Origin of the sequence: Neorhizobium sp. SOG26 (assembly GCF_003491345.1) — a bacterium.
Taxonomy (GTDB): domain Bacteria; phylum Pseudomonadota; class Alphaproteobacteria; order Rhizobiales; family Rhizobiaceae; genus Neorhizobium; species Neorhizobium turbinariae.
This window is the reverse complement of record NZ_CP025512.1, coordinates 2,642,479-2,661,562: the sequence shown is the minus strand read 5'-3', so window position 1 is coordinate 2,661,562 and position 19,084 is coordinate 2,642,479. Positions and strand designations below refer to the sequence as shown.

Below are 19,084 nucleotides of genomic sequence, written 5' to 3'. Positions count from 1 at the left end.
CGAAAGGAGCACCACTATGAAAGTAATTCTCAACATCGCGCTTGCCGCGGTCCTGACCTTGGGTGCGGCAACCGGGGCCTTCGCCCAGGAGTTCACTAAGGGCACGGTCAAGAAGGTCGACGCTAAGGCGAAGAAGGTGACCCTCATCCACGAGGAGTTGAAGAGCCTCGACATGCCAGCGATGACCATGGTCTTCTATGTTCAGGACGAGGCAATGCTGGAGAAAATGAAGCAGGGCTCAACGGTAGAGTTCGTCGCCGACCGTCTGAACGGAAAGCTGACTGTCACGCAGCTGAAGTGAAGACCTGGGCCGCCCCGGCAACCCGTGGCGGCCAGAGCCCTAGAGGAGAAACAGATGAAACGCAGAACATTCATCAGCCTGGTCGCATCGGCAGCAGCCGCTCCGGGCATGGTCCTAGCGGCAGCACCCAAGATGACGGTTCACAAGGACCCGAACTGCGGATGTTGCGCCGCATGGGCATCGGCCTTCGGCAAGGCCGGATATGACGTCAGTACCGTCAACGAAGCCGACATGGATGCTGTGAAGGTCGGTCTCAAAGTCCCCTCTAATCTGTGGGGCTGCCATACGGCGGAAGTCGACGGCTACTACCTTGAAGGACATGTCCCCCTGGACGCTGCAGAGAAACTTCTACGCGAACGTCCGCCGCTTGCCGGGCTTGCCGTCGCGGGCATGCCATCCGGCTCGCTTGGCATGGGGAATGACCCACGGGCTAGCTATGACGTGATGGCCGTGCCTCGCGACGGTTCAGCACCTTACGTCTATCTTGCGGTGAGACCGAGCTAGAGCATTCGCTGCTGCACGGGGAATCGCCACAAAGACGACTGCGAGGAAGGCTGCAGGCACAGAGCCTAAAGTCCGAACGATGCCAGGATCGGGCAAGGCCCTTTCTTGCCTGAGGCACATTCGCCAATCAGCCGTTCCAGAGCCTCGCGCGCCTTGTTCAATTCGGCGATCCGCTCGTTGAGTGCGGCGAGACGTGCCCTGGCGGCCTCGCGAGCGCGCTCCCTGTCATCGCTCGCATCGAGATGGAGCAGTTCCCTGATCTCCTCCAGTGTGAACCCGGCCGACTGCGCCTGCTTGATGAACAGGAGCCTTCGGACGTCCTCGCTTCCATAGCGCCTGCCGCCTTCCAGCCGCTTCGGTGTCCGCAGAAGACCCTTGCGCTGGTAGAACCTGATGGTTTCCACCCCGACTTTTCCTGTGGCCGCGAATTTTCCGATTGTCATATCCATAAGGGCTTGACTCCGTACCATGGTACGGAGCGTATGGTCTTACCGACGGTTTCACAAGACGAAGGAGACGTGAAAATGTTGGAGAGAACAGACCCCGCATTACTGGAAAAGAAGGCCGTCCTCTACCGGATGGTCATGCCCGGGCATACCTGCCCGTATGGACTGAAGGCAAAGGACGTTCTCCGCCGCGAAGGCTACGAGGTCGAGGACCATCACTTGACCACCCGTGAAGAGACCGATGCGTTCAAGGCGAAGCATGGTGTCTCGACCACTCCGCAGGTATTTGTCAGCGGCTACCGTGTGGGCGGCCACGATGACCTGCGCAGGTTCCTCGGCAAGTCCGTGGCCGACCCCAAGGCGACCACCTATCGGCCGGTCATCGTTCTGTTTACGCTGACGGCTCTGATGGCTCTCGCTGGAAGCTATGCCGTCCTGGGCGACCCGTTCACGCTGCGCGCAGCGGAGTGGTTCATCGCCTTTTCCATGGTCGTCCTGGCGATGCTGAAGCTCCAGAACGTCGAGAGCTTCGCGACCATGTTCCTGAACTACGACCTCTTGGCGAAGCGTTGGGTTCCCTACAGCTACATCTATCCTTACGCGGAGGGGCTGGCAGGCGTTCTGATGGTGGCCGGAGTGGCGAACTGGCTCTCTGTCCCGGTGGCGCTATTCATCGGCACCATTGGAGCAGTCTCGGTCTTCAAGGCGGTCTACATCGACAGACGGGAGCTGAAGTGCGCCTGCGTTGGCGGATCGAGCAATGTACCGCTCGGCTTCATCTCTCTGACCGAGAACCTGATGATGATCGCCATGGCGATCTGGATGGCACTCGCTTCGACGGGGCTCACGACTGGTCATGCGATGTAGCGACAGAGCAAGAGACGTCGAGTCAAGGTGCCTGATGCTGACAAAGCCTCAGGCACCTTGCTTACGAGGGGGTACTGTAGTGTCCAAAACTGAGCGGCATAGGCCATGTCCGCTTTGGGCCGCACAGCGACAAAGCGTGCTATGATCCGACCGCCTGAAGAGAGGCGACGTGGTGGGAGGTGTGGCGGAGGCTTTGGCATGGACACCGCCGTACTGCGTAATCGATATCCATGGAACAAGGGAATTCTAGTCGGCCAGAAGCGGCCACTGCAGCCGAAGAACGTGTGGTCGATCCGCGTTCGACTGGAGATGAGCGGCGCGATCCGGGAACTGGCGCTCTTTAACCTCGCCATCGATAGCAAGCTTCGTGCTTGTGACCTCGTCAAGCTGAAGGTTGACGATTTATGGTCCGGCAGTTCGATCCGAGATCGGGCCACCGTCATCCAGAAGAAGACGAAGCGGCCTGTGCAGTTCGAGGTCACCGAACAGACCAAGATGGCGCTTGCGGCGTGGCTCCCCTTTGTTCGAAGGACCGGCAGCAGCTATCTGTTTCCGAGCAATCGGAAGAGGTCGCAGCATCTTTCGACAAGGCAGTATGCTCGGATTGTCCAGCGATGGGTCGCGTCAATCGGGCTCGATGCCAGCGCATATGGCACCCACTCTATGAGGAGAACCAAGGCAGCACAGATTTACAAAAAGACGGGCAATCTGCGGGCGGTCCAGATTCTGCTCGGTCACACGAAGCTCGAAAGCACCGTCCGATACCTCGGCGTCGAGATAGACGATGCGCTCAGGATTGCGGAGCAAATTGAGCTTTAGGTTCTTGACCATCGGCGACAGCCGGTGGTCTCTCTCGCGCCAATAGGAGACAAAAAGAAAGGACGCTCTGCGGCCGACGCATATATCGCATCAATGTCGGTCTGGAGCGAATTCGATCAGGTCCCAGAGGTTGCCGTAGAGGTCTTTGAATACAGCAACGAGGCCATAATCGGCTTCGTTCGGTTCTCGCTCAAACTCGATGCCGCGATCAACGAAGGCTCGATAATCGCGCCAGAAGTCATCGGTCCTCAGGAATAAGAAGACGCGCCCGCCCGCCTGGTTGCCGATCCATTGCGATTGATGCTCGCTCGAAGCACGTGCGAGCAGTACAGAGCAACCCTCACCTCCGCTTGGTCTTACAATCACCCAGCGTTTGTCCTGCTCCGGCTGATAAGTATCTTCGAGGAGATCGAAGCCGAGCTTTCCGACGAAGAAGGCGATCGCTTCGTCGTAGTCTCGGACGATCAGCGCGACATGTACTAGGGACTGCGGCATATGGTGCTCCTAAACGTTGCTGAGAGCGCGAGTTACACGGCGGCGGTGATTTTCATCAGCCCGTACCGAACGCAGATGTACTTTCGCTCCTTCGAAAGAGCAGCTCAGGCTTTTGGGAAGACTGCCAGGCAGAGGAAGGCAAGGGCTGCCGAAAGGCAGCTTGCCAGAGCGAGAGGCCACCAACCAAGTTCAAGGAACGGCGCGGCGATAGCGGTACCTGCCGCCGTGAACCCCAAGATGCCGGCCACAACCAGTGCAGCGCCACGAGAATGATCGCCCTTGGAGGCGACTATGGCCTGATGAAAACCTATCGGACCACGCAGACCAAATGCCCCATTGGTGATAACCCAGATGGGCACGATGACAGCAAGGCTGCTTCCACCGAACTGAACATAGGCAAGGATCAGCAGGAAGGCAGCGAACAAAGCGGCTGTTCCAAGGCAGATCATGCGTTCGACCCCGAACTTGCTGGCGAGTGTACTTGAAAGATTCGATGCCAGGATAAAGATGGCTATGCCGCAAATCTGCAGAAGGATGAAATCCTCAATGCCGCCGCCCATGATCTCGGTCATCACGACCGGTGCGCCAAAGACAAAGATGAGAATTGCGGCGAGGGAGAATGCCTGGCTCAGCGCGTGTCGAAGGAACACCGCGTCCCGCAGGATCGACAAGTAGCTTCGATGTGTCTCGAGCGGTACGGTTCGATCCGGAAGCGCGTGACTGTAGACCACGCAGGCGATGGCGCAGAAGATCGCAAGGGCTCCAAGAACCAGGAAGGATGTTTCCCAACCGCCCATGCTGAGCAGAAGCGCACCTGCCACCGGGGCAAGCGCCGGAGTTAGAGATTCAATCGAGCCAAGCCGGCCAAACATTCCGGCCGCTTTATCACCCGTGAAGAGACCCTGGATGAAACCTGGAGCAAATACCGCGGGACCAGAGCCGAAGGCCCCCTGAGCGAATCGAAAAGCCACCAGCGATTCCAGCGTAGGGGCGAACACCGCCAGTACGGAGATGAGACCAAATAAGGTCAGCGACCAGATCAGGAGTTTGCGAGGGGAATACCTCGCTCCAAGCTCGCCGAATGTCAGCAGACCCACGAGAGTCCCTGCGGCATAGGCTGCCAGCACCATCTGGGCTAAAGCGGGCGTGCCGCCCAACTCGCGTGGCATCGTGGGAACCGCGGGAAGGACGAGGTCAGTTCCGGCGATTCCGAGAATTGTGCCAAACGCAATAAGCGAGAACATGAAGGTGGGCGATGCAGATCGGATCATGGCCCCGTATATCATTCGAGAAAACTCGGACCTATCACTCAGCACTTATGGGACCGAACAAATAGGTTGATGATTTGGCGCGGCGGGCGTCTCCTGGGCCTCTACTTACCAAAGATTCTGCGTGACCGGAGGTCTGCTTTGGGCCGTTTGCAGCCTGCCCGGTTTCCTGTGATCAGTCCGAAAAGCTGCCGTCAGGAGCACCGCTAAAGCCTCCAGCAACCTTTGAAGCGTAAAAATCGTTGTGTACTGTCGGAAACTGACGTTCTCTATCGGTATAGATATTGTATGGATATGCCAACTTGTGGAGGCGGCCGCACTGATTCACTCAACCACCCCGGCGAATGCTGAAAAAGCGCTCCGAGAAGAACTAACTCATCTCGGTCTCGAATGGCGCGTGTTCAAAGACTACATGCCGGACTGGGTAGACACCGCCTTTGACAGTCGTGCCGGTGTCCTTCAGCTCAAGACATTTCTTTCTCGTAACGTCGGCCTCGATATCGCTGACAACGGTCAGCTTATTGGCTGTGAATTGCCGGTGGCAAGGTTCAAGACCACCCGTGGCACGACACATGACCAAGTTATTGCCGCTCGCTGTGTAGCCACTGCTTGTGCGCGGCTCGTAGGCAAGATGACATTGTCCCCGTGGATGGGCATGCCGAACGATCCAGCCGAGTTCCGTCGCATGGTGTTGGCGGCATCTGAGAACGGTTGGCCAGACCTCTCCTCAATGTTGACGGTCCTTTGGTCCCTCGGCATCCCTGTGCTTTATATGCCGTCTCTACCCGCTAGCGGTAGGAAGATGGAGGGTATGGCCTGCTTCGTGTCCGGTCGCCCTGTCATTGTGCTGACCAAGAAGGTCCCCCATCCTGATTGGTTGCTCTTCCTTCTCGGGCATGAAGCCGGTCACATTGCTGAAGGTCACCTTCCGATGGCGGAAGGTGAAGCTATCGTCGACGATACTGTCGATTACACCGACGACGAAAACGATGGCGGTGATCAGCAAGAGCGTGAGGCAAATCGTTATTCCACTAGAACCCTGGGGGAAGGCGGCCAGGAAGTGCACTTTAAGAAGCTGATGAGAGCTGACCTGCTTGCCGGTGTCGCTCTTACATACGCCCGTCAGAAGTCGATGAACCCAGGATATGTTGTCCTCAATGCCGTGCACAATTCGCCCATAGACGGGAAGAAGCCGTACGGACTGGGGCAAGCAGCGCTGAAGGCCCTGCCAGATTTCCAGCACGGTCGCACCACTGACGAAATCTGCAAGGACGCGCTGAACGCACACGTCGATCCCGAATTTCTAAGAGACGACAGCCTGGAATTCCTAGAAAAACTGGGAGTCCTCTAGGCAGAAAACGTGATCGGTCTTTTCGACTCCGATGTGCTGATTAAGCTCTGCTGCTGCAATCTGTGGTGGGAGGCCATTGACGCGCTCGGCATTTCTCACCCGTATCGGTTGGCTCCGACCAGCTCGGCGCGATGGGTCAAGGGCAAACTTGATCGCAAGCTCGGCAAGGGAGACCACGCTGAGATCATGTCGCGGATCGAAGGCGTAGCTCGAGAAGTCCCCGTCATCGCTGACGAACTGACCGAAGGGTTGGAGTCCGATGAGGGCTTCAAGGTCCTCCGCGAAATCGCGGATATTGACGATGGCGAGAACATCCTTGCCGCCGTTCTGATGCGGAGCCCGGGTGGCAAGCTCCTGCTCTCGGGCGATAAGCGTTTCATCAAGGCGTTCAGGGACGCTCTGCCCGGAGAGTGGGATAAGCTCTCCAGCTACATTATCTCATTCGAGATGTGCTTGGAGGCGATTGAGGCCAAGTATGGCTTCGACCATATTGTAGCCAACGCGATGGCCGTGAAGCATTGCGATGGTACGCTCAGTATCGCCATACAACCCGAGCCAAACCGCGAGCACTTCGTTGATTGCATCTCGTCGTTCAATCCCTGCCGCGCAGTCGTCACCGTCGTCGAGACCGTTGTCGTCGTCGAATAATAGGCGTTGCGCCGACGGAATTTCGGATTCAATCGGGTCCGGGTAATGTGACGGTCGGAGCGGGCCGTTTTCCTTCCGACAATGTCCAGCGATCGCCAAGAGCTTGTTCCCACGTTTGTGGGCAATTTAGGGTTGCGCTCTTCGCGGTGCTCGTTGATCATTGCGAAGTTGACCGACCGCTTTCGGGGCCAGCGCCAGCATCCCGGGACGGCCGAAGTGAGGGCGCAGAGCCGCCTCACCGCATTCGGTCGCCGATGACCGGTTTGGGCCGACAGGCGTCTTCCGCTTCGCGCCGATAGGGGTCGTCAAGGTGCGGCCAGTCCTCCCATGCTCGCATGGCCAAGCTACTCTTCTAAGTCCTGGGTGGGCTCCCACAGTTCTATCGGATTTCCTTCGGGATCATGAATCCGGGCAAAGCGGCCGACCTCCGAGTTCCACTCGTCTCGCGCTTCCACCAGAATCCCGCTGGCCGTTAGGTTCGCAATCATTCCGTTGAGGTCATCAACGCGGAAATTGACCATCCATTGCTGTTCCACCCGGCCGAAATAGTCGCTGTCCTTCGAAAAGGGACCGAAAATTGTCATCCCGGCCTCCTGCTGCCACACAGACTTGTGGAGGTCATCAATACCGAGATGCTTTTGATACCATTCGGCTAAGCTCGTCGGGTTGGCTGCCCGAAAAAACACTCCGCCGATTCCAACGACCTTCGGCATGAAACTCTCCGTCCCTTCCATCAGAAGAAGAATGCAGTTGATCGGACTCGAGCGCAACGCGAAGGTAAGGTAGACGCCATGCCCTCTGCGACCAAACGCGGAAATCGTTTCCGCGTCGCGCCAACAGCGGACATCCGTCTTCCTCGGTGATCTCTACTTTCAGACTTCCGTTCAAAGAAGCAGGACAAGGCAGAAAGGTTGACTCCATTATCCTATCCGTTATTCTGGATATATGGAAAGCTCACTCGCGATCACGGCGCTCGGCGCATTGGCACAACCAACGAGGCTTGAGACGTTTCGCGCCCTGGTGAGGCACGAGCCGGAGGGCGTCCCGGCAGGGGAGTTGGCGCGGATGCTCGATGTCCCGCAAAACACGATGTCAGCGCATCTCGCCACACTCTCGCGAGCTGGATTGGTGACGAGCGAGAGGCAGAGCCGTTCAATCATCTACAGGGCTGACCTGGATGGCCTTCGAGAGCTGACGTTGTTCCTGCTGAAAGACTGTTGCGGAGGCTCCAACCAGCTATGCGCGCCTTTGATCGCCGAGTTGACGCCCTGTTGCGCGCCCGCGGTGGAGGCATCATGACCATACGCCTGGAAACGATCGAAGGCTGCGATCGCGGTCTCCGAAAGGCGCTCGTGGAAGCCGCCCTTCCGGTTGAGGACCTTGAGGACGAAGGACGCTCATTTTTCAGGGTCGTCGGCGGGAACGGGGAAACGCTCGGCTACACGGGGATCGAGCATTGCGGCGATAGCGTCCTCCTAAGATCGGTGGTCGTTCTCCCTGAATACCGTGGCAGAGGCCTTGCCAAGGCGCTGGTGGGCGAGACCCTCAAGCAGGCTCCAGAAACCGCGGCTGTTTTCCTCGCGACGACAACCGCATCCCCGATCTTCGAGCGAATGGATTTCGTCCCGGTCAATCGGAGCAACGCCCCTCCGGCCATTCTATCCACCCGCCAGCTCTCCGGCATCTGCCCGGCCTCGGCGACGATCATGAAACTCAATAGACCTCCGACCTGACACGGACAACGACCATGACCGACAAGACCTACAACGTGCTCTTCCTGTGCACGGGCAATTCCGCTCGTTCTATTCTCGCCGAGTCTATCCTGAACGAGGAGGGCAAAGGTCGCTTCCGCGCGTTCTCTGCCGGCAGCCAGCCAAGAGGCGAGGTCAATCCGCATGCCCTCAAGGAACTGGATGCGCTCGGCTATCCCTCGACGGGCTTCTCTTCGAAAAGCTGGGATGTCTTCGCCAAGGAGGGCGCTCCCGAAATGGACTTCATCTTCACGGTCTGCGATAGCGCGGCAGGTGAGGCCTGCCCGGTCTGGATCGGACATCCGATGACCGCTCACTGGGGTGTCGAAGACCCTGCCGCCGTAGAAGGCTCGGAAGTTGAAGTACAGCGCGCCTTTGCCCAGGCCGCAAGATTCCTGAAGAACCGTATCATCGCGTTCCTGAGCCTTCCGCTCGAGTCCATCGATCGCATGGCGCTTCAAACCCGTCTCCGCCAGATTGGCGCGATGGAAGGCTCTTCTGCCGCCGGGGAGACCGCCTGATGTCCGCATTTGAACGCTATCTCACCATCTGGGTCTTCCTCTGCATCGTCGTCGGCGTGGCCCTTGGACATCTCATTCCGGGGCTATTCCAGACAATTGGTGCGGTCGAGGTCGCAAAGGTGAACATCCCCGTAGCCGTCCTCATCTGGTTGATGATCATCCCGATGCTTTTGAAGATCGACTTCCGCTCCCTTGCGAAGGTCGGCACGTACTGGCGCGGGATCGGCGTAACGCTGTTCATCAACTGGGCCGTCAAGCCGTTCTCGATGGCGATCCTCGGATGGCTCTTCATCGGATACCTGTTCAGGCCTTACCTGCCAGCGGACCAGATCGACTCCTACATCGCGGGCCTGATCATCCTTGCGGCCGCTCCATGCACGGCCATGGTTTTCGTCTGGTCCAACCTGACGCGCGGAGAACCGTTGTTCACGCTGTCGCAGGTAGCTCTCAACGACGCGATCATGATCGTCGCCTTCGCGCCGATCGTGGGCCTGCTTCTCGGGCTGTCCGCAATCACCGTCCCGTGGGATACGCTGGTCATCTCGGTTGGTCTTTACATCGTCATACCCGTTATCATCGCGCAGGTTCTAAGAAGCAGGCTCACTGTCGACGGCACGACCTCCGGGTTAGACAGGATGCTGGAAAGGCTGCAGCCGATCTCGCTTGTTTCCCTGCTGGCCACGCTTGTCCTGCTGTTCGGATTCCAGGGTGAGCAGATCATCGCCCAGCCGACGATCATCGCCCTGCTGGCGGTCCCGATCCTGATCCAGGTCTACTTCAACTCGGGTCTGGCCTACATCCTCAACCGCATGTCCGGCGAGCGACACTGCGTGGCCGGACCCTCGGCACTGATCGGGGCGTCCAACTTCTTTGAGCTAGCCGTCGCCGCAGCCATCAGCCTCTTTGGATTCCATTCCGGCGCGGCGCTGGCGACGGTCGTCGGCGTCCTCATCGAGGTACCGGTCATGCTCTCGGTCGTCTGGATCGTGAACCGTTCGAAGGGCTGGTACGAGGCCGCGCCGGCCGTATCTCGAAACACCGTCTCCGGAAGGACCTGACCATGGACGTCACGATCTATCACAACCCCGCCTGCGGGACTTCACGGAACACGCTCGACCTGATCCGGCATGCAGGGAGCGAGCCCACGATCATCGAGTATCTCGAGACGCCGCCAACCCGCGAGCAGCTCGCGACGATGATTGCCAATGCTGGTCTTACAATTCGTCAGGCCATCCGTGAAAAGGGCACGCCCTATGCCGAACTGGGTCTCGATAATCCGGACCTCACCGACGACCAGCTTCTTGATGCCATGCTCAAGGACCCAATCCTTATCAACCGTCCGTTCGTAATCACGCCGATGGGGACGCGCCTCGCGCGCCCGTCGGAGGCCGTACTCGACATCCTCCCGGCCGACGCATTCAATGGCCCCTTTACCAAGGAGGATGGCGAACGGGTTCTCGACGACGAAGGAAAGCGCATTGTCTGAAACACTCCCAGCCGCATCCCCCGAACATTTCCGCATGCCCGACCTCAGGGCGTTGCGTCCGGCGTTCTCGACGCACAAGCCCCGTATCCTGATCCTCTACGGGTCGCTTCGTGAGGTATCGTACAGCAGACTGCTCGCATTCGAGGCCCAGCGCTTGCTTGAGCATTTCGGTTGCGAGGTTCGCGTCTTCGATCCGAAGGGACTTCCGCTCCCGGACGAAGCTCCCGCTAGCCATCCCAAGGTGCAGGAACTCCGTGAGCTCTCCGAATGGTCCGAGGGCCAGGTGTGGGTCAGTCCCGAGCGCCATGGTGCGATGACCGGCGTGATGAAGTCCCAGATTGACTGGATTCCATTGGCTGTCGGATCGGTGCGACCGACGCAGGGAAAGACCCTGGCGGTCATGCAGGTCTCGGGAGGGTCGCAGTCGTTCAACGCGGTCAGTCAGCTTCGTATCCTCGGGCGTTGGATGAGGATGATCACCATCCCGAACCAATCATCCGTAGCCAAGGCCTTCCAGGAGTTCGACGCCGAAGGCCGGATGAAGCCGTCGTCGTTCTACGACCGGGTCGTCGACGTCTGTGAGGAACTGGTAAAGTTCACGATCCTGACCCGGGATGCGTCGCCTTATCTGACCGATCGCTACAGCGAGCGAAAAGAAGAGGCGGCCAAGCTAGAGCAGCGTGTCTCACTAAAGTCGATCTGACACCCGGGAGGCCGTTGTCCTTGGGCGTCGCGTCGATGTCGCGACGACCACGAAGGCGATAACCCCCACGAGACCAAGCGCCGCGTTCAAGGCCAGTGCGGTCCCGATGCCGAGGTTCTGCATCGCCGTCGCAAATACGAACGGCGCAGCGGCCCCCACGGCGAGGCGAGCCGCCGCCATCTTGCCCGTTACCGCGCCATAGCCGTCCGAGCCGAACAGGTACAGCGGCAGGCTACCCTGCGCGATGCTGTTGATGCCCGAACCAAGGCCAAGGCAGATTGCGAAGACGACCGCGCCCGGAAGCCAGTCGCCCGATAGTCCCAGGGTCATGACGCCGAGGACTATGAGCAAGGCGGAAATCACCGCGAGCATGGGCGGCGAAAGCCTCGTGCCGAAAATCATGTTGATCAGACGGCTGGCAACCTGCGAGGGGCCAAAGATCGATCCGACCACGACGGCCATTGTGCCAAAGCCAAGCGTTCCGAGCATCGGCACCATGTGGGCAAGGATGGCGGCCAGAGTGAAGCCAAGGACGGCAAAGGCGAAGGAGACCAGGATCATGCCCCGCCGGCGAGCTTCGGGTGGAAGAGCGCCGACGACGACATTCGGCGTCCTGTTAGGTTCCAGGCGAGACGCGGCCTTGCCGACGTACATGATCCAGAAGTGCAACGGCATGCACACGAAGAGGTTCAGGGCGGCGAACACCAGGTAGATTTCCCGCCAGGTGAGAAAGCCGCTGAGCGCCGCCGAGATGGGCCAGAAGATCGTCGACGCGAAGCCGCCGATCAGGGTCAGATAGGTGATGCTCCTCGATGCTGTCCTTGGCTCGTTTTCGACGAGCGCCGCGAACGCCGCCTGATATTGCACCATGCCGGAGGATATCTCCAGCATGACGATCGCCAGAGCGAAGACGGCGACGGAAGGCGACCATGCACATACCGCAAGCGTGGCCGCCGCTATGGCCGATCCGGCCGTCATCACCGTCGCGGCTCCGATCCTGTCCATCTGTCGGCCGATGAACGGCGCGGACAGTCCGCCTACGAAGAGCGACAACGAGAAGACGCCGAAGACCCATTCGAGGCTCAGGCCAAGGTCTTCGGCGATCGCCGGGGACAGGATAGAGAACGTGTAGTAGAGAGTGCCGTATCCGATGATCTGCGTCAGGCCGAGCGCCGACACGATGCTCGCAGGGACTTTGATGTCACGCAACGGTCGCATCCTTGTCAGCCGTCGTTCCGGTGCAACAATCTCCGGAACGCTCGAGTGAAGCCCGGATGCCGGGATGACCCGAACAGCAGTCTTCCATCAGGAACTTCACGAGGTTGGCTAGTGCCTCATAGCTTGCGCTGTAGACGATGGATCGCGACTCACGTCGCTGGGAGATCAGGCCCGCATGGTCCAGTTCCTTGAGATGGAAGCTGAGGTTCGACGGCGAAACGCCCACGCGCTCGGCGATCGAACCTGCGGCAAGGCCATCGGGCCCAGCAACAACGAGGGTGCGAACGACTTGGAGGCGGGTCTCCTGTGAGAGCGCCGCAAAGGACGCGAGGGCTTGACGATCATCCATGATTCAACGATCCTTGAAACATTGAATTGGAGGAGTAACGCAGATGGATACGAGCGGCAAGAGCATTTCCCACACGGGCGACATTACTCTCGGGAGGTTGCTCGAACTGACCGCCGCCAACCATGACCTTCCGCTCGTGTTCAGCTACGAGGGGCGAGCGATCAAGTCCGGTTACCATGTCACCGAGGTGAAAGCGGGTCACTTTTCCGCGTTGGATTGCGGAGCCAATCCAGAAGCGTGGGCGGAAATCTTCGTCCAGCTATGGGATGTTGACGAGAGGGACCGGACCCACATGACCGCGGGTAAGTTCAGCGCGATCGTCAGGAAAGTGTCCCAGCACGTTCGCCTCCCGGCCGAGGCAAAACTGACGTTTGAAGTTTCCGACGGCATGCGCCCGATGCAGTTGTTTTGCGCCGACGAACCTTCGACGAGTGAAGGCGTTCTGGCGGTGACACTGGTGCCAAGAGCTGCCAGTTGCAAGCCGCGTGACCGATGGCTGGCTGAGAGATCAGCAGAAGAGGTTCAGTGTCGCGGCCATTCGGTCAGCAACGCCTGTTGCGAATAGTGACCTTATTGTCCGCTTTGGGCCGACAGCAGACTTCAGCCGTTTGTTCGTCCCGAATAATGCCACGGCAAAATCTCATCGATGCAACTCTGCCTGTGGCCTTTGACGATGGCGGTGAGCGTCGCAGTCAAATAGGCCAGCGGATCGATCATTCCTCAAGACGGATGGTGACTGGGCCTACGACGATCTCGGGGCTCGTAGCAGCCTTTACCGTCGGCAGCTCCGGCAATGGCGTATTGATGACCATGGCCGCGAACTCGACCGCGTCTTCTGGCTCTGGCAACATCAGCTTGCCCTGCCGCGCCATCGTCCGCCATGTGGAAAGGCTGTTGGCTCGCAATCCATAGCGCTGCGCAACTTCATTGACTGTCGTGCCAGGCCTCAAGCTTTCCGAAACAATCTTCGCCTTGACCTCGTCCGGCCAATGTCGGTGAACCTCACGTCCCGGCTTCCTGGTTGTGAGAAACTCTAATGTAGTCTCCATGGACAAACTCCCGTTCTTCATCCATGGAATGTCGATCTCAGATCAGGCGGCTGCAGGCAACGTGGGGGCAGAACATCGGTTACGCTCTTGTCGCGACGCTTGATGCTTTCTCAGCGTGCATTTCGCAGTGACGCCAACTCCTGCGCAGCGCATGTGGATTCAGGTCTCGTTCCTGCGACCATCGAATTGAGACGCCACGGGGGTTCCCTTGCCAATCGACTACATTCAGCAGTCCCAATCAAAGCAGCTTTGCTCCCAGCAGGTCTGCGTACCCTTCTCGAGCTCGTGGCTGGATCCGGTACTCCGTGTCGACGTGCGAGCGATATGAAAAGGATCCTCATGGTCCTGAACGTGAGTACATCCACATGGTGATGGCTGTGGTGCCTGAAGCGGAGATGGAGACGATGGGGCAGCCGCAGGCCTCAGGTGATGGTGTGGTGGCCTTCTCCCGGCCCGACATTGAGACTCAGGGAGGGTTGGACGCATAATTTCTTCTTTCGCGCATTTGAACGCGGAGCTGCAGTCATTGCTCACACGTAGACAATGACGAAGCTCCAGAGACAAGCTCCAGGCGCTTGAGCATACTTAATTCCTCATCAGGCCACTGGCCGACGGAGAAGCGAGACGCACCAAATGGCAAACGGCCATACTTGCAACTGAAGATAGCCGACCTTGAACATATGTTCCACGCCAAGAAGGAGGACGCCGCCTTCCTTAAGGTCATGGTAGTAGAACCGAAACTCCGGGATGTTCCCGCGCGAAGCACCTGCTTGCTCGCGCGGTGGCAGCCCAGGAAACGTTCGCGAAGCCACAGTCGATTTCTGCCGCGCCAGTGGAAATTGCTGCGGGACATAATGCCGGAACGCGAAGTGGAGGCGACTAAACCTTCTCCGCGGGTTCGAGCTCGCGAGGAGGTGCCCCCACAAAGTGTTGCTCCCGATGCGGCCCCTGCCCGAGTGCAGCTTGGACCACGTCCTCCGCCGCCCTAGCGAACGTGAGGTCGGCGACGTCTGCTGAATCCTGCAGACAAATGGTGTTCACGAGAGGATTCGAACCTCCGACCCTGCGATTCATACCACTTCGGCTTTCGCCGCCGCTCTCGCGTTCGTGGTCTGGACTGTCCCTTGACCCTGGACCGAAGTCTTTAGGTCCTGCCCATCCAGTCTCTACACCTTCACCGGATCGCTCCGGAGCTTGGCTCGGGATTGGCATGCTGGAGTGCAGCGAAGCGTTCCCCGAATTTGAGCAGATCGACTGTACCCTTTCGGACTACAGCCCCCAATTGTTAACCAGGAATCGCATGCTCTATCCTGCTGAGCTACGTGAACAGATCCATCTGCAACCGACCGAATAACCGATAGATGCGCCTGGATCAACGCAAATATTATCAAGGGCAGCGGCATAGGTGGACTTCGACCCTCTGTCGCTGGGGCCGTCATCACGGTACTAGAAGAAGGGCGAGATGTTCCGGATGGTGCGACGGCTCCTTGCGCCCAAAGGACGGAGGCCAACCGGGTGGCCTGTTCGAAACTTAATATAGGTGCCAAATCCCAGCAAGCGGAAAACCAGCTCCGGTAAATTTACCACGAGTTAAGTACCTGAAACTCTTATTTAATTTCTACGTCGGTAAAGTTTCTACCCGAAAAAGCGCTCTATCCTGCTGAGCTATGGGACCACGTGAGCCTTTCCATACAAAAGCCGGCGGCTTAAGCCAAGTGTTTTCCGGCCGTCAGTCCGCCAGCCTCTGTTCCACCAGCCGCACCCAGTACGAGATGCCGTAGGAGATCGCCTCGTCCTCGAAGTCGTAGCGCGGGTTGTGGAGAGGCGCGGTGTCGCCGTTGCCGATGAAGATGAAGGCGCCCGGCCGGCTGTTCAGCATGAAGGCGAAGTCTTCCCCGGCCATGCTGGGATCGACGTTAGGGTCGACATTGGCGGCACCCACGACGTCCGTTGCGGCCTTGATGGCATGCTCCGTTTCCTGGTCGTGGTTGCTGGTGACCGGGCACTGGCGGTGATATTCGATCGTGGCTTCCGCGCCGTGCGCGGCAACGATGCCGTCAACGATCTGGCGAAGACGGTTTTCGGCGAGGTCACGGGTTTCTTCGTTATGGGTGCGAACCGTGCCCCACAGCGTCGCCTCGTCCGGGATGATGTTGTGCGTCGTGCCGGCATCGAAACGGGTGACGGAAACCACCACGGAGCGGAGCGGATCGGCATTGCGGCCGGCGATCGCCTGCAGACTTCCGACAAGCTGCGAACCGATGAAGATGGGATCCACCGTCTTGTGCGGCTGTGCCGCATGGCCGCCGCGCCCCTTGATGACGATCGTGAAGCGGTCGGGGGCCGCCATGATGCCGCCCTTGCGGATCGCGAACTGTCCCAGCGGAATGCCCGGCATGTTGTGCATGCCGTAGACTTCCTCGATGCCGAAGCGCTCCATCATGCCGTCTTCGACCATCGCGAGTGCGCCAGCGCCACCTTCTTCGGCCGGCTGGAAGATGACGGCAACGGAGCCGTTGAAGTTGCGCGTTTCGGCGAGGTATTTCGCCGCACCCAGCAGCATGGAGGTATGCCCGTCATGGCCGCAGGCATGCATCTTGCCGGCGATCTTGGATGACCAGGGCTTGCCGGTGATCTCGCTGAGCGGCAGGGCGTCCATGTCGGCCCGCAGGCCAATCACGCGATTGCCGGGGCCCTTGCCGCGGATGACCCCGACGACGCCGGTGCGGCCGATACCGGTGACAACCTCATCGACGCCGAACTCTTTCAGCTTGGAGGCGACGAAAGCGGCCGTGTTTTCGACCTCGTAAAGAATTTCCGGATTTTCGTGAAGGTGTCTGCGCCACTCCGTCACTTCACCCTGGAGTTCGGCAGCCCTGTTCAAAACTGGCATAATCTTTCCTGTAATTCTCAATCACACGGTTATGAATCTCGTCATCGGCTGATACTGCCTGCCCTGATTGACGTAATCAATCTTCTTTGCCATTGCTTGGCCATATAGGCCGCATATGCGCCACACTCGTTAACCCCGACGACGAGGAAATATCTTGCTGTTCTCCGGCTTCCGTTCCGCATGCACTGCGCAAGCGATCTGCACAGTTTCCGCTCTCAGCCTCATCTTTTCGGCTGGAGCCGCAGCGGCCAATCCCAAAATGGTCGTCGATGTACAGACGGGCAGGGTTCTTGCGCATGAAGACGCCTTCCTGAAATGGTATCCGGCGTCGCTCACAAAGCTGATGACGGCTTATCTTACCTTCAACGCGTTGAAGAGCGGCAAGCTGCGGCTCGACAGCCCGGTTACGATGAGCAAGCGGGCAGCCGCCGAGCCCGCGAGCAAGACCTATTTCAAGCCGGGCTCGAAGCTCACTGTCGACAGCGCCCTGAAGATCCTGCTCGTGAAATCCGCAAACGACATCGCCGTGGCGATCGCTGAAACGGTTGGTGGCTCGCACGACCAGTTCGTGGCGATGATGAACAGCCAGGCCAAGGCGCTCGGCATGACCTCGACGCGTTTCATCAATCCGCACGGGCTTCCGGGCAAGGGGCAGTACACCACAGCGCGGGACCTGGCTTTGCTGGCGCTCAGGATCAAGCAGGATTTTCCGGAATACCAGAGCTACTTCTCGCTTGAGGGCATCGATGTCGGCTCCAAGCAGTATCCGAACTTCAATACGCTGATCGGCCGCTTCGACGGCGCCGATGGAATGAAGACCGGGTTCATCTGCGCCGCCGGCTTCAACCAGGTGTCGTCTGCCACCCGCAACGGTCGCACTGTCATTTCCGTCGTGCTCGGCTCCGACAGCCTTGCCGGGCGCGCCGATGATTCGGCCAACCTCCTGCAGCAGGGGCTGACCACCAACCCGAACAGCGGCGTTCCATTCTCAGCGCTTGCCCCTTATGGTGACACGAGCAAGGTCAATGACGTGAGCGCCGAGATCTGCAATCCGAAGGCCGCCAAGATCCGCAGTGAAAATCGCGACGATGCCGGCCGCACCGTGATGCACTCGCCTTATATCCACGAGATGACCCGTCCGCCGGTCTACAGCTATGCAGGGCTCATCCCGGGCAGCGAACCGGTTTCGGCCGGCAAGGGCGACAAGCGGCTCGCACGGGTTCCGATCCCGCAGCCGCGCCCGACTTTTTGATTGGAAATAAAAATGTCACCTGTTTCAGGCCGGATCCCGGTTTCCATCCTGACCGGTTTTCTCGGCGCGGGTAAATCGACGCTTCTCAACCGCATCCTGAAGGATCCGGCGACCAGCGGCACCGCCGTCATCATCAATGAGTTCGGCGAGGTCGGCATCGACAACTTCCTCGTCGAGGCATCAGGCGATGCCTTGGTGGAGCTTTCCAACGGTTGCCTCTGCTGCACCGTTCGCGGCGAACTGGTTGATACGCTGGCCTATATGATGGACGGCATCCAGACGGGCCGGCTGCAGCCGATCAAACGGGTGGTGATCGAAACGACGGGTCTCGCCGATCCGGCGCCCGTGATGCAGTCGGTGATGGGCAACCCGATCATCGCGCAGAACTTCGAGCTGGAAGGTGTCGTGACGGTGGTCGATGCCGTGCATGGTGTATCGACGCTCGACCGCCACACGGAGGCGGTGAAGCAGGTCGCGGTTGCCGACCGCCTGGTGATCTCGAAGCTGTCGCTGGCCGATACGCAGACGGTCGAAACGCTGAATGACCGGTTGCGGGCGCTCAATCCGCGTGCGGTGCGAGTGGATGGCGACAAGGCGGAAGCCGGCAGCGCTGCCATCCTGCAGAACGGGCTCTACGACCCGGCGACAAAGATCGCCGATGTCGATCGCTGGCTGAAGGCGGAAATCGCTGGCCATCACCATCATGATCACCACGACCACGGGCATCATGACCATGATCACGGGCACGATCATCACCATCATCATCATGATGTGACGCGCCACGGCGAAAACATCCGCTCCTTCTCGCTCGTTCATGACAAGCCGATCGATCCTATGGCCATCGAGATGTTCGTGGACTTGCTGCGCACCGCGCATGGGGAGAAGCTGCTGCGCATGAAGGCGATCGTGGCGCTGTCCGACAATCCGGAGCGGCCGCTCGTGCTGCACGGCGTGCAGAGCGTATTTCACCAGCCGGAGCGCCTGCCGAAATGGCCGGAGGGTTCGGATCGCCTGACGCGGATGGTGCTGATCACGCAGGATCTGCCGGAAAGCTTCGTGGCCGACCTGTTTGCCGCCTTTACCGGCCAGCCGCGGGTGGACCGGCCGGATCGCGCCGCGCTCGAGGATAACCCTCTGGCGGTGCCGGGCCTCAAGATGTAGGC

General features: G+C 59.2%; 23 protein-coding genes and 1 pseudogene. 15 read left to right on the top strand and 9 right to left on the bottom strand.

The genetic code is table 11. The features are described 5' to 3' along the window. Window positions 1-16 precede the first annotated feature (16 nt). Together CYG48_RS13270 and CYG48_RS13265 are read left to right on the top strand one after the other, a co-directional pair. The gene (locus tag CYG48_RS13270; RefSeq protein WP_118850811.1) at window positions 17-301 is read left to right on the top strand and encodes a copper-binding protein; all 285 of its coding nucleotides are present in this window, start codon (window positions 17-19) and stop codon (window positions 299-301) included. Between the two features lie 54 nt (window positions 302-355). Next, window positions 356-805, top strand: coding sequence for a DUF411 domain-containing protein (locus tag CYG48_RS13265; protein WP_118850810.1), 450 nt, complete (start codon window positions 356-358; stop codon window positions 803-805). A gap of 65 nt (window positions 806-870) precedes the next feature. Here the strand turns inward: CYG48_RS13265 and CYG48_RS13260 are convergent, their stop codons facing one another. After that, window positions 871-1,275: a MerR family transcriptional regulator gene (locus CYG48_RS13260; protein WP_118850809.1), complete on the bottom strand. Its 405-nt coding sequence runs from the start codon at window positions 1,273-1,275 to the stop codon at window positions 871-873. A gap of 54 nt (window positions 1,276-1,329) precedes the next feature. On the opposite strand from CYG48_RS13260, the gene CYG48_RS13255 reads away from it, so the two are divergent. Further along, window positions 1,330-2,118 (top strand): glutaredoxin family protein, encoded by a 789-nt coding sequence (locus CYG48_RS13255; protein ID WP_118850808.1) that lies wholly within the window; start codon window positions 1,330-1,332, stop codon window positions 2,116-2,118. Between the two features lie 198 nt (window positions 2,119-2,316). Continuing rightward, window positions 2,317-2,937 (top strand): tyrosine-type recombinase/integrase, encoded by a 621-nt coding sequence (locus tag CYG48_RS13250; RefSeq protein ID WP_118850807.1) that lies wholly within the window; start codon window positions 2,317-2,319, stop codon window positions 2,935-2,937. A gap of 90 nt (window positions 2,938-3,027) precedes the next feature. Here the strand turns inward: CYG48_RS13250 and CYG48_RS13245 are convergent, their stop codons facing one another. Beyond that, on the bottom strand, window positions 3,028-3,432 hold the full coding sequence (locus tag CYG48_RS13245; protein WP_118850806.1) for a VOC family protein: 405 nt from the start codon (window positions 3,430-3,432) through the stop codon (window positions 3,028-3,030). Window positions 3,433-3,536: 104 nt separating this feature from the next. Then, the gene (locus tag CYG48_RS13240; protein ID WP_199925145.1) at window positions 3,537-4,718 is read right to left on the bottom strand and encodes an MFS transporter; all 1,182 of its coding nucleotides are present in this window, start codon (window positions 4,716-4,718) and stop codon (window positions 3,537-3,539) included. Window positions 4,719-5,004: 286 nt separating this feature from the next. Here CYG48_RS13240 and CYG48_RS13235 point away from each other — a divergent pair, with 286 nt between their 5' ends. Both CYG48_RS13235 and CYG48_RS13230 read left to right on the top strand, forming a co-directional pair. Beyond that, a complete protein-coding gene (locus CYG48_RS13235) occupies window positions 5,005-6,051 on the top strand; it encodes a hypothetical protein (RefSeq protein WP_150132726.1) in 1,047 nt (348 codons plus the stop codon). A gap of 9 nt (window positions 6,052-6,060) precedes the next feature. Then, entirely contained in the window at window positions 6,061-6,699 is a 639-nt protein-coding gene (locus tag CYG48_RS13230; RefSeq protein WP_118850803.1) for a hypothetical protein, read from the top strand. Between the two features lie 344 nt (window positions 6,700-7,043). Here the strand turns inward: CYG48_RS13230 and CYG48_RS13225 are convergent, their stop codons facing one another. Next, on the bottom strand, window positions 7,044-7,412 hold the full coding sequence (locus tag CYG48_RS13225) for a VOC family protein (RefSeq protein WP_118851652.1): 369 nt from the start codon (window positions 7,410-7,412) through the stop codon (window positions 7,044-7,046). 232 nt (window positions 7,413-7,644) lie between these two features. Between CYG48_RS13225 and CYG48_RS13220 the strand changes: the two genes are divergently transcribed. Genes CYG48_RS13220 through arsH form a run of 6 tightly spaced genes read left to right on the top strand, consistent with a single transcriptional unit; the run spans window position 7,645 to window position 11,160 of the window. Further along, window positions 7,645-7,998 (top strand): ArsR/SmtB family transcription factor, encoded by a 354-nt coding sequence (locus tag CYG48_RS13220; RefSeq protein WP_118850802.1) that lies wholly within the window; start codon window positions 7,645-7,647, stop codon window positions 7,996-7,998. Next, window positions 7,995-8,432, top strand: coding sequence for an arsenic resistance N-acetyltransferase ArsN2 (gene arsN2, locus CYG48_RS13215; RefSeq protein ID WP_118850801.1), 438 nt, complete (start codon window positions 7,995-7,997; stop codon window positions 8,430-8,432). The genes CYG48_RS13220 and arsN2 overlap by 4 nt, the downstream gene beginning before the upstream one ends. Window positions 8,433-8,446: 14 nt before the next feature. Continuing rightward, window positions 8,447-8,971 carry an arsenate reductase ArsC gene (locus CYG48_RS13210; protein WP_118850800.1) on the top strand — a complete coding sequence of 175 codons (525 nt, stop codon included), beginning with the start codon at window positions 8,447-8,449 and terminating at the stop codon, window positions 8,969-8,971. After that, a complete protein-coding gene (arsB, locus tag CYG48_RS13205) occupies window positions 8,971-10,029 on the top strand; it encodes an ACR3 family arsenite efflux transporter (protein ID WP_118850799.1) in 1,059 nt (352 codons plus the stop codon). Before CYG48_RS13210 ends, arsB begins: the two co-directional genes overlap by 1 nt. Before the next feature lie 2 nt (window positions 10,030-10,031). Next, window positions 10,032-10,457, top strand: a complete 426-nt coding sequence (gene arsC / locus CYG48_RS13200; protein ID WP_199925144.1) for an arsenate reductase (glutaredoxin) — start codon at window positions 10,032-10,034, stop codon at window positions 10,455-10,457. Further along, window positions 10,414-11,160: an arsenical resistance protein ArsH gene (gene arsH / locus CYG48_RS13195; protein ID WP_118850797.1), complete on the top strand. Its 747-nt coding sequence runs from the start codon at window positions 10,414-10,416 to the stop codon at window positions 11,158-11,160. The genes arsC and arsH overlap by 44 nt, the downstream gene beginning before the upstream one ends. Here the strand turns inward: arsH and arsK are convergent. Continuing rightward, entirely contained in the window at window positions 11,146-12,369 is a 1,224-nt protein-coding gene (gene arsK, locus CYG48_RS13190) for an arsenite efflux MFS transporter ArsK (protein WP_118850796.1), read from the bottom strand. The two genes, arsH and arsK, sit on opposite strands and share 15 nt — an antisense overlap. Next, the gene (locus tag CYG48_RS13185; protein ID WP_118850795.1) at window positions 12,362-12,727 is read right to left on the bottom strand and encodes an ArsR/SmtB family transcription factor; all 366 of its coding nucleotides are present in this window, start codon (window positions 12,725-12,727) and stop codon (window positions 12,362-12,364) included. The genes arsK and CYG48_RS13185 overlap by 8 nt, the downstream gene beginning before the upstream one ends. A gap of 43 nt (window positions 12,728-12,770) precedes the next feature. On the opposite strand from CYG48_RS13185, the gene CYG48_RS13180 reads away from it, so the two are divergent. Next, window positions 12,771-13,292 carry a DUF6428 family protein gene (locus CYG48_RS13180; protein ID WP_118850794.1) on the top strand — a complete coding sequence of 174 codons (522 nt, stop codon included), beginning with the start codon at window positions 12,771-12,773 and terminating at the stop codon, window positions 13,290-13,292. Window positions 13,293-13,327: 35 nt separating this feature from the next. On the opposite strand, the pseudogene CYG48_RS13175 reads toward CYG48_RS13180, so the two are convergent. From CYG48_RS13175 to CYG48_RS13155, 3 genes and pseudogenes are all read right to left on the bottom strand, one after another. Continuing rightward, window positions 13,328-13,441: pseudogene (locus CYG48_RS13175) on the bottom strand (transposase domain-containing protein); the annotation flags it as partial. Beyond that, a complete protein-coding gene (locus tag CYG48_RS13170; protein ID WP_118850793.1) occupies window positions 13,441-13,776 on the bottom strand; it encodes a transposase in 336 nt (111 codons plus the stop codon). The gene CYG48_RS13170 and the pseudogene CYG48_RS13175, both read right to left, overlap by 1 nt. A gap of 1,729 nt (window positions 13,777-15,505) precedes the next feature. Beyond that, a complete protein-coding gene (locus CYG48_RS13155; RefSeq protein WP_118850790.1) occupies window positions 15,506-16,669 on the bottom strand; it encodes a M20 aminoacylase family protein in 1,164 nt (387 codons plus the stop codon). 154 nt (window positions 16,670-16,823) lie between these two features. On the opposite strand from CYG48_RS13155, the gene CYG48_RS13150 reads away from it, so the two are divergent. Next, window positions 16,824-17,921 carry a D-alanyl-D-alanine carboxypeptidase family protein gene (locus tag CYG48_RS13150; RefSeq protein WP_390920376.1) on the top strand — a complete coding sequence of 366 codons (1,098 nt, stop codon included), beginning with the start codon at window positions 16,824-16,826 and terminating at the stop codon, window positions 17,919-17,921. 12 nt (window positions 17,922-17,933) lie between these two features. Continuing rightward, window positions 17,934-19,082 carry a CobW family GTP-binding protein gene (locus CYG48_RS13145; protein ID WP_118850789.1) on the top strand — a complete coding sequence of 383 codons (1,149 nt, stop codon included), beginning with the start codon at window positions 17,934-17,936 and terminating at the stop codon, window positions 19,080-19,082. The last annotated feature ends 2 nt before the right edge of the window (window positions 19,083-19,084 follow it).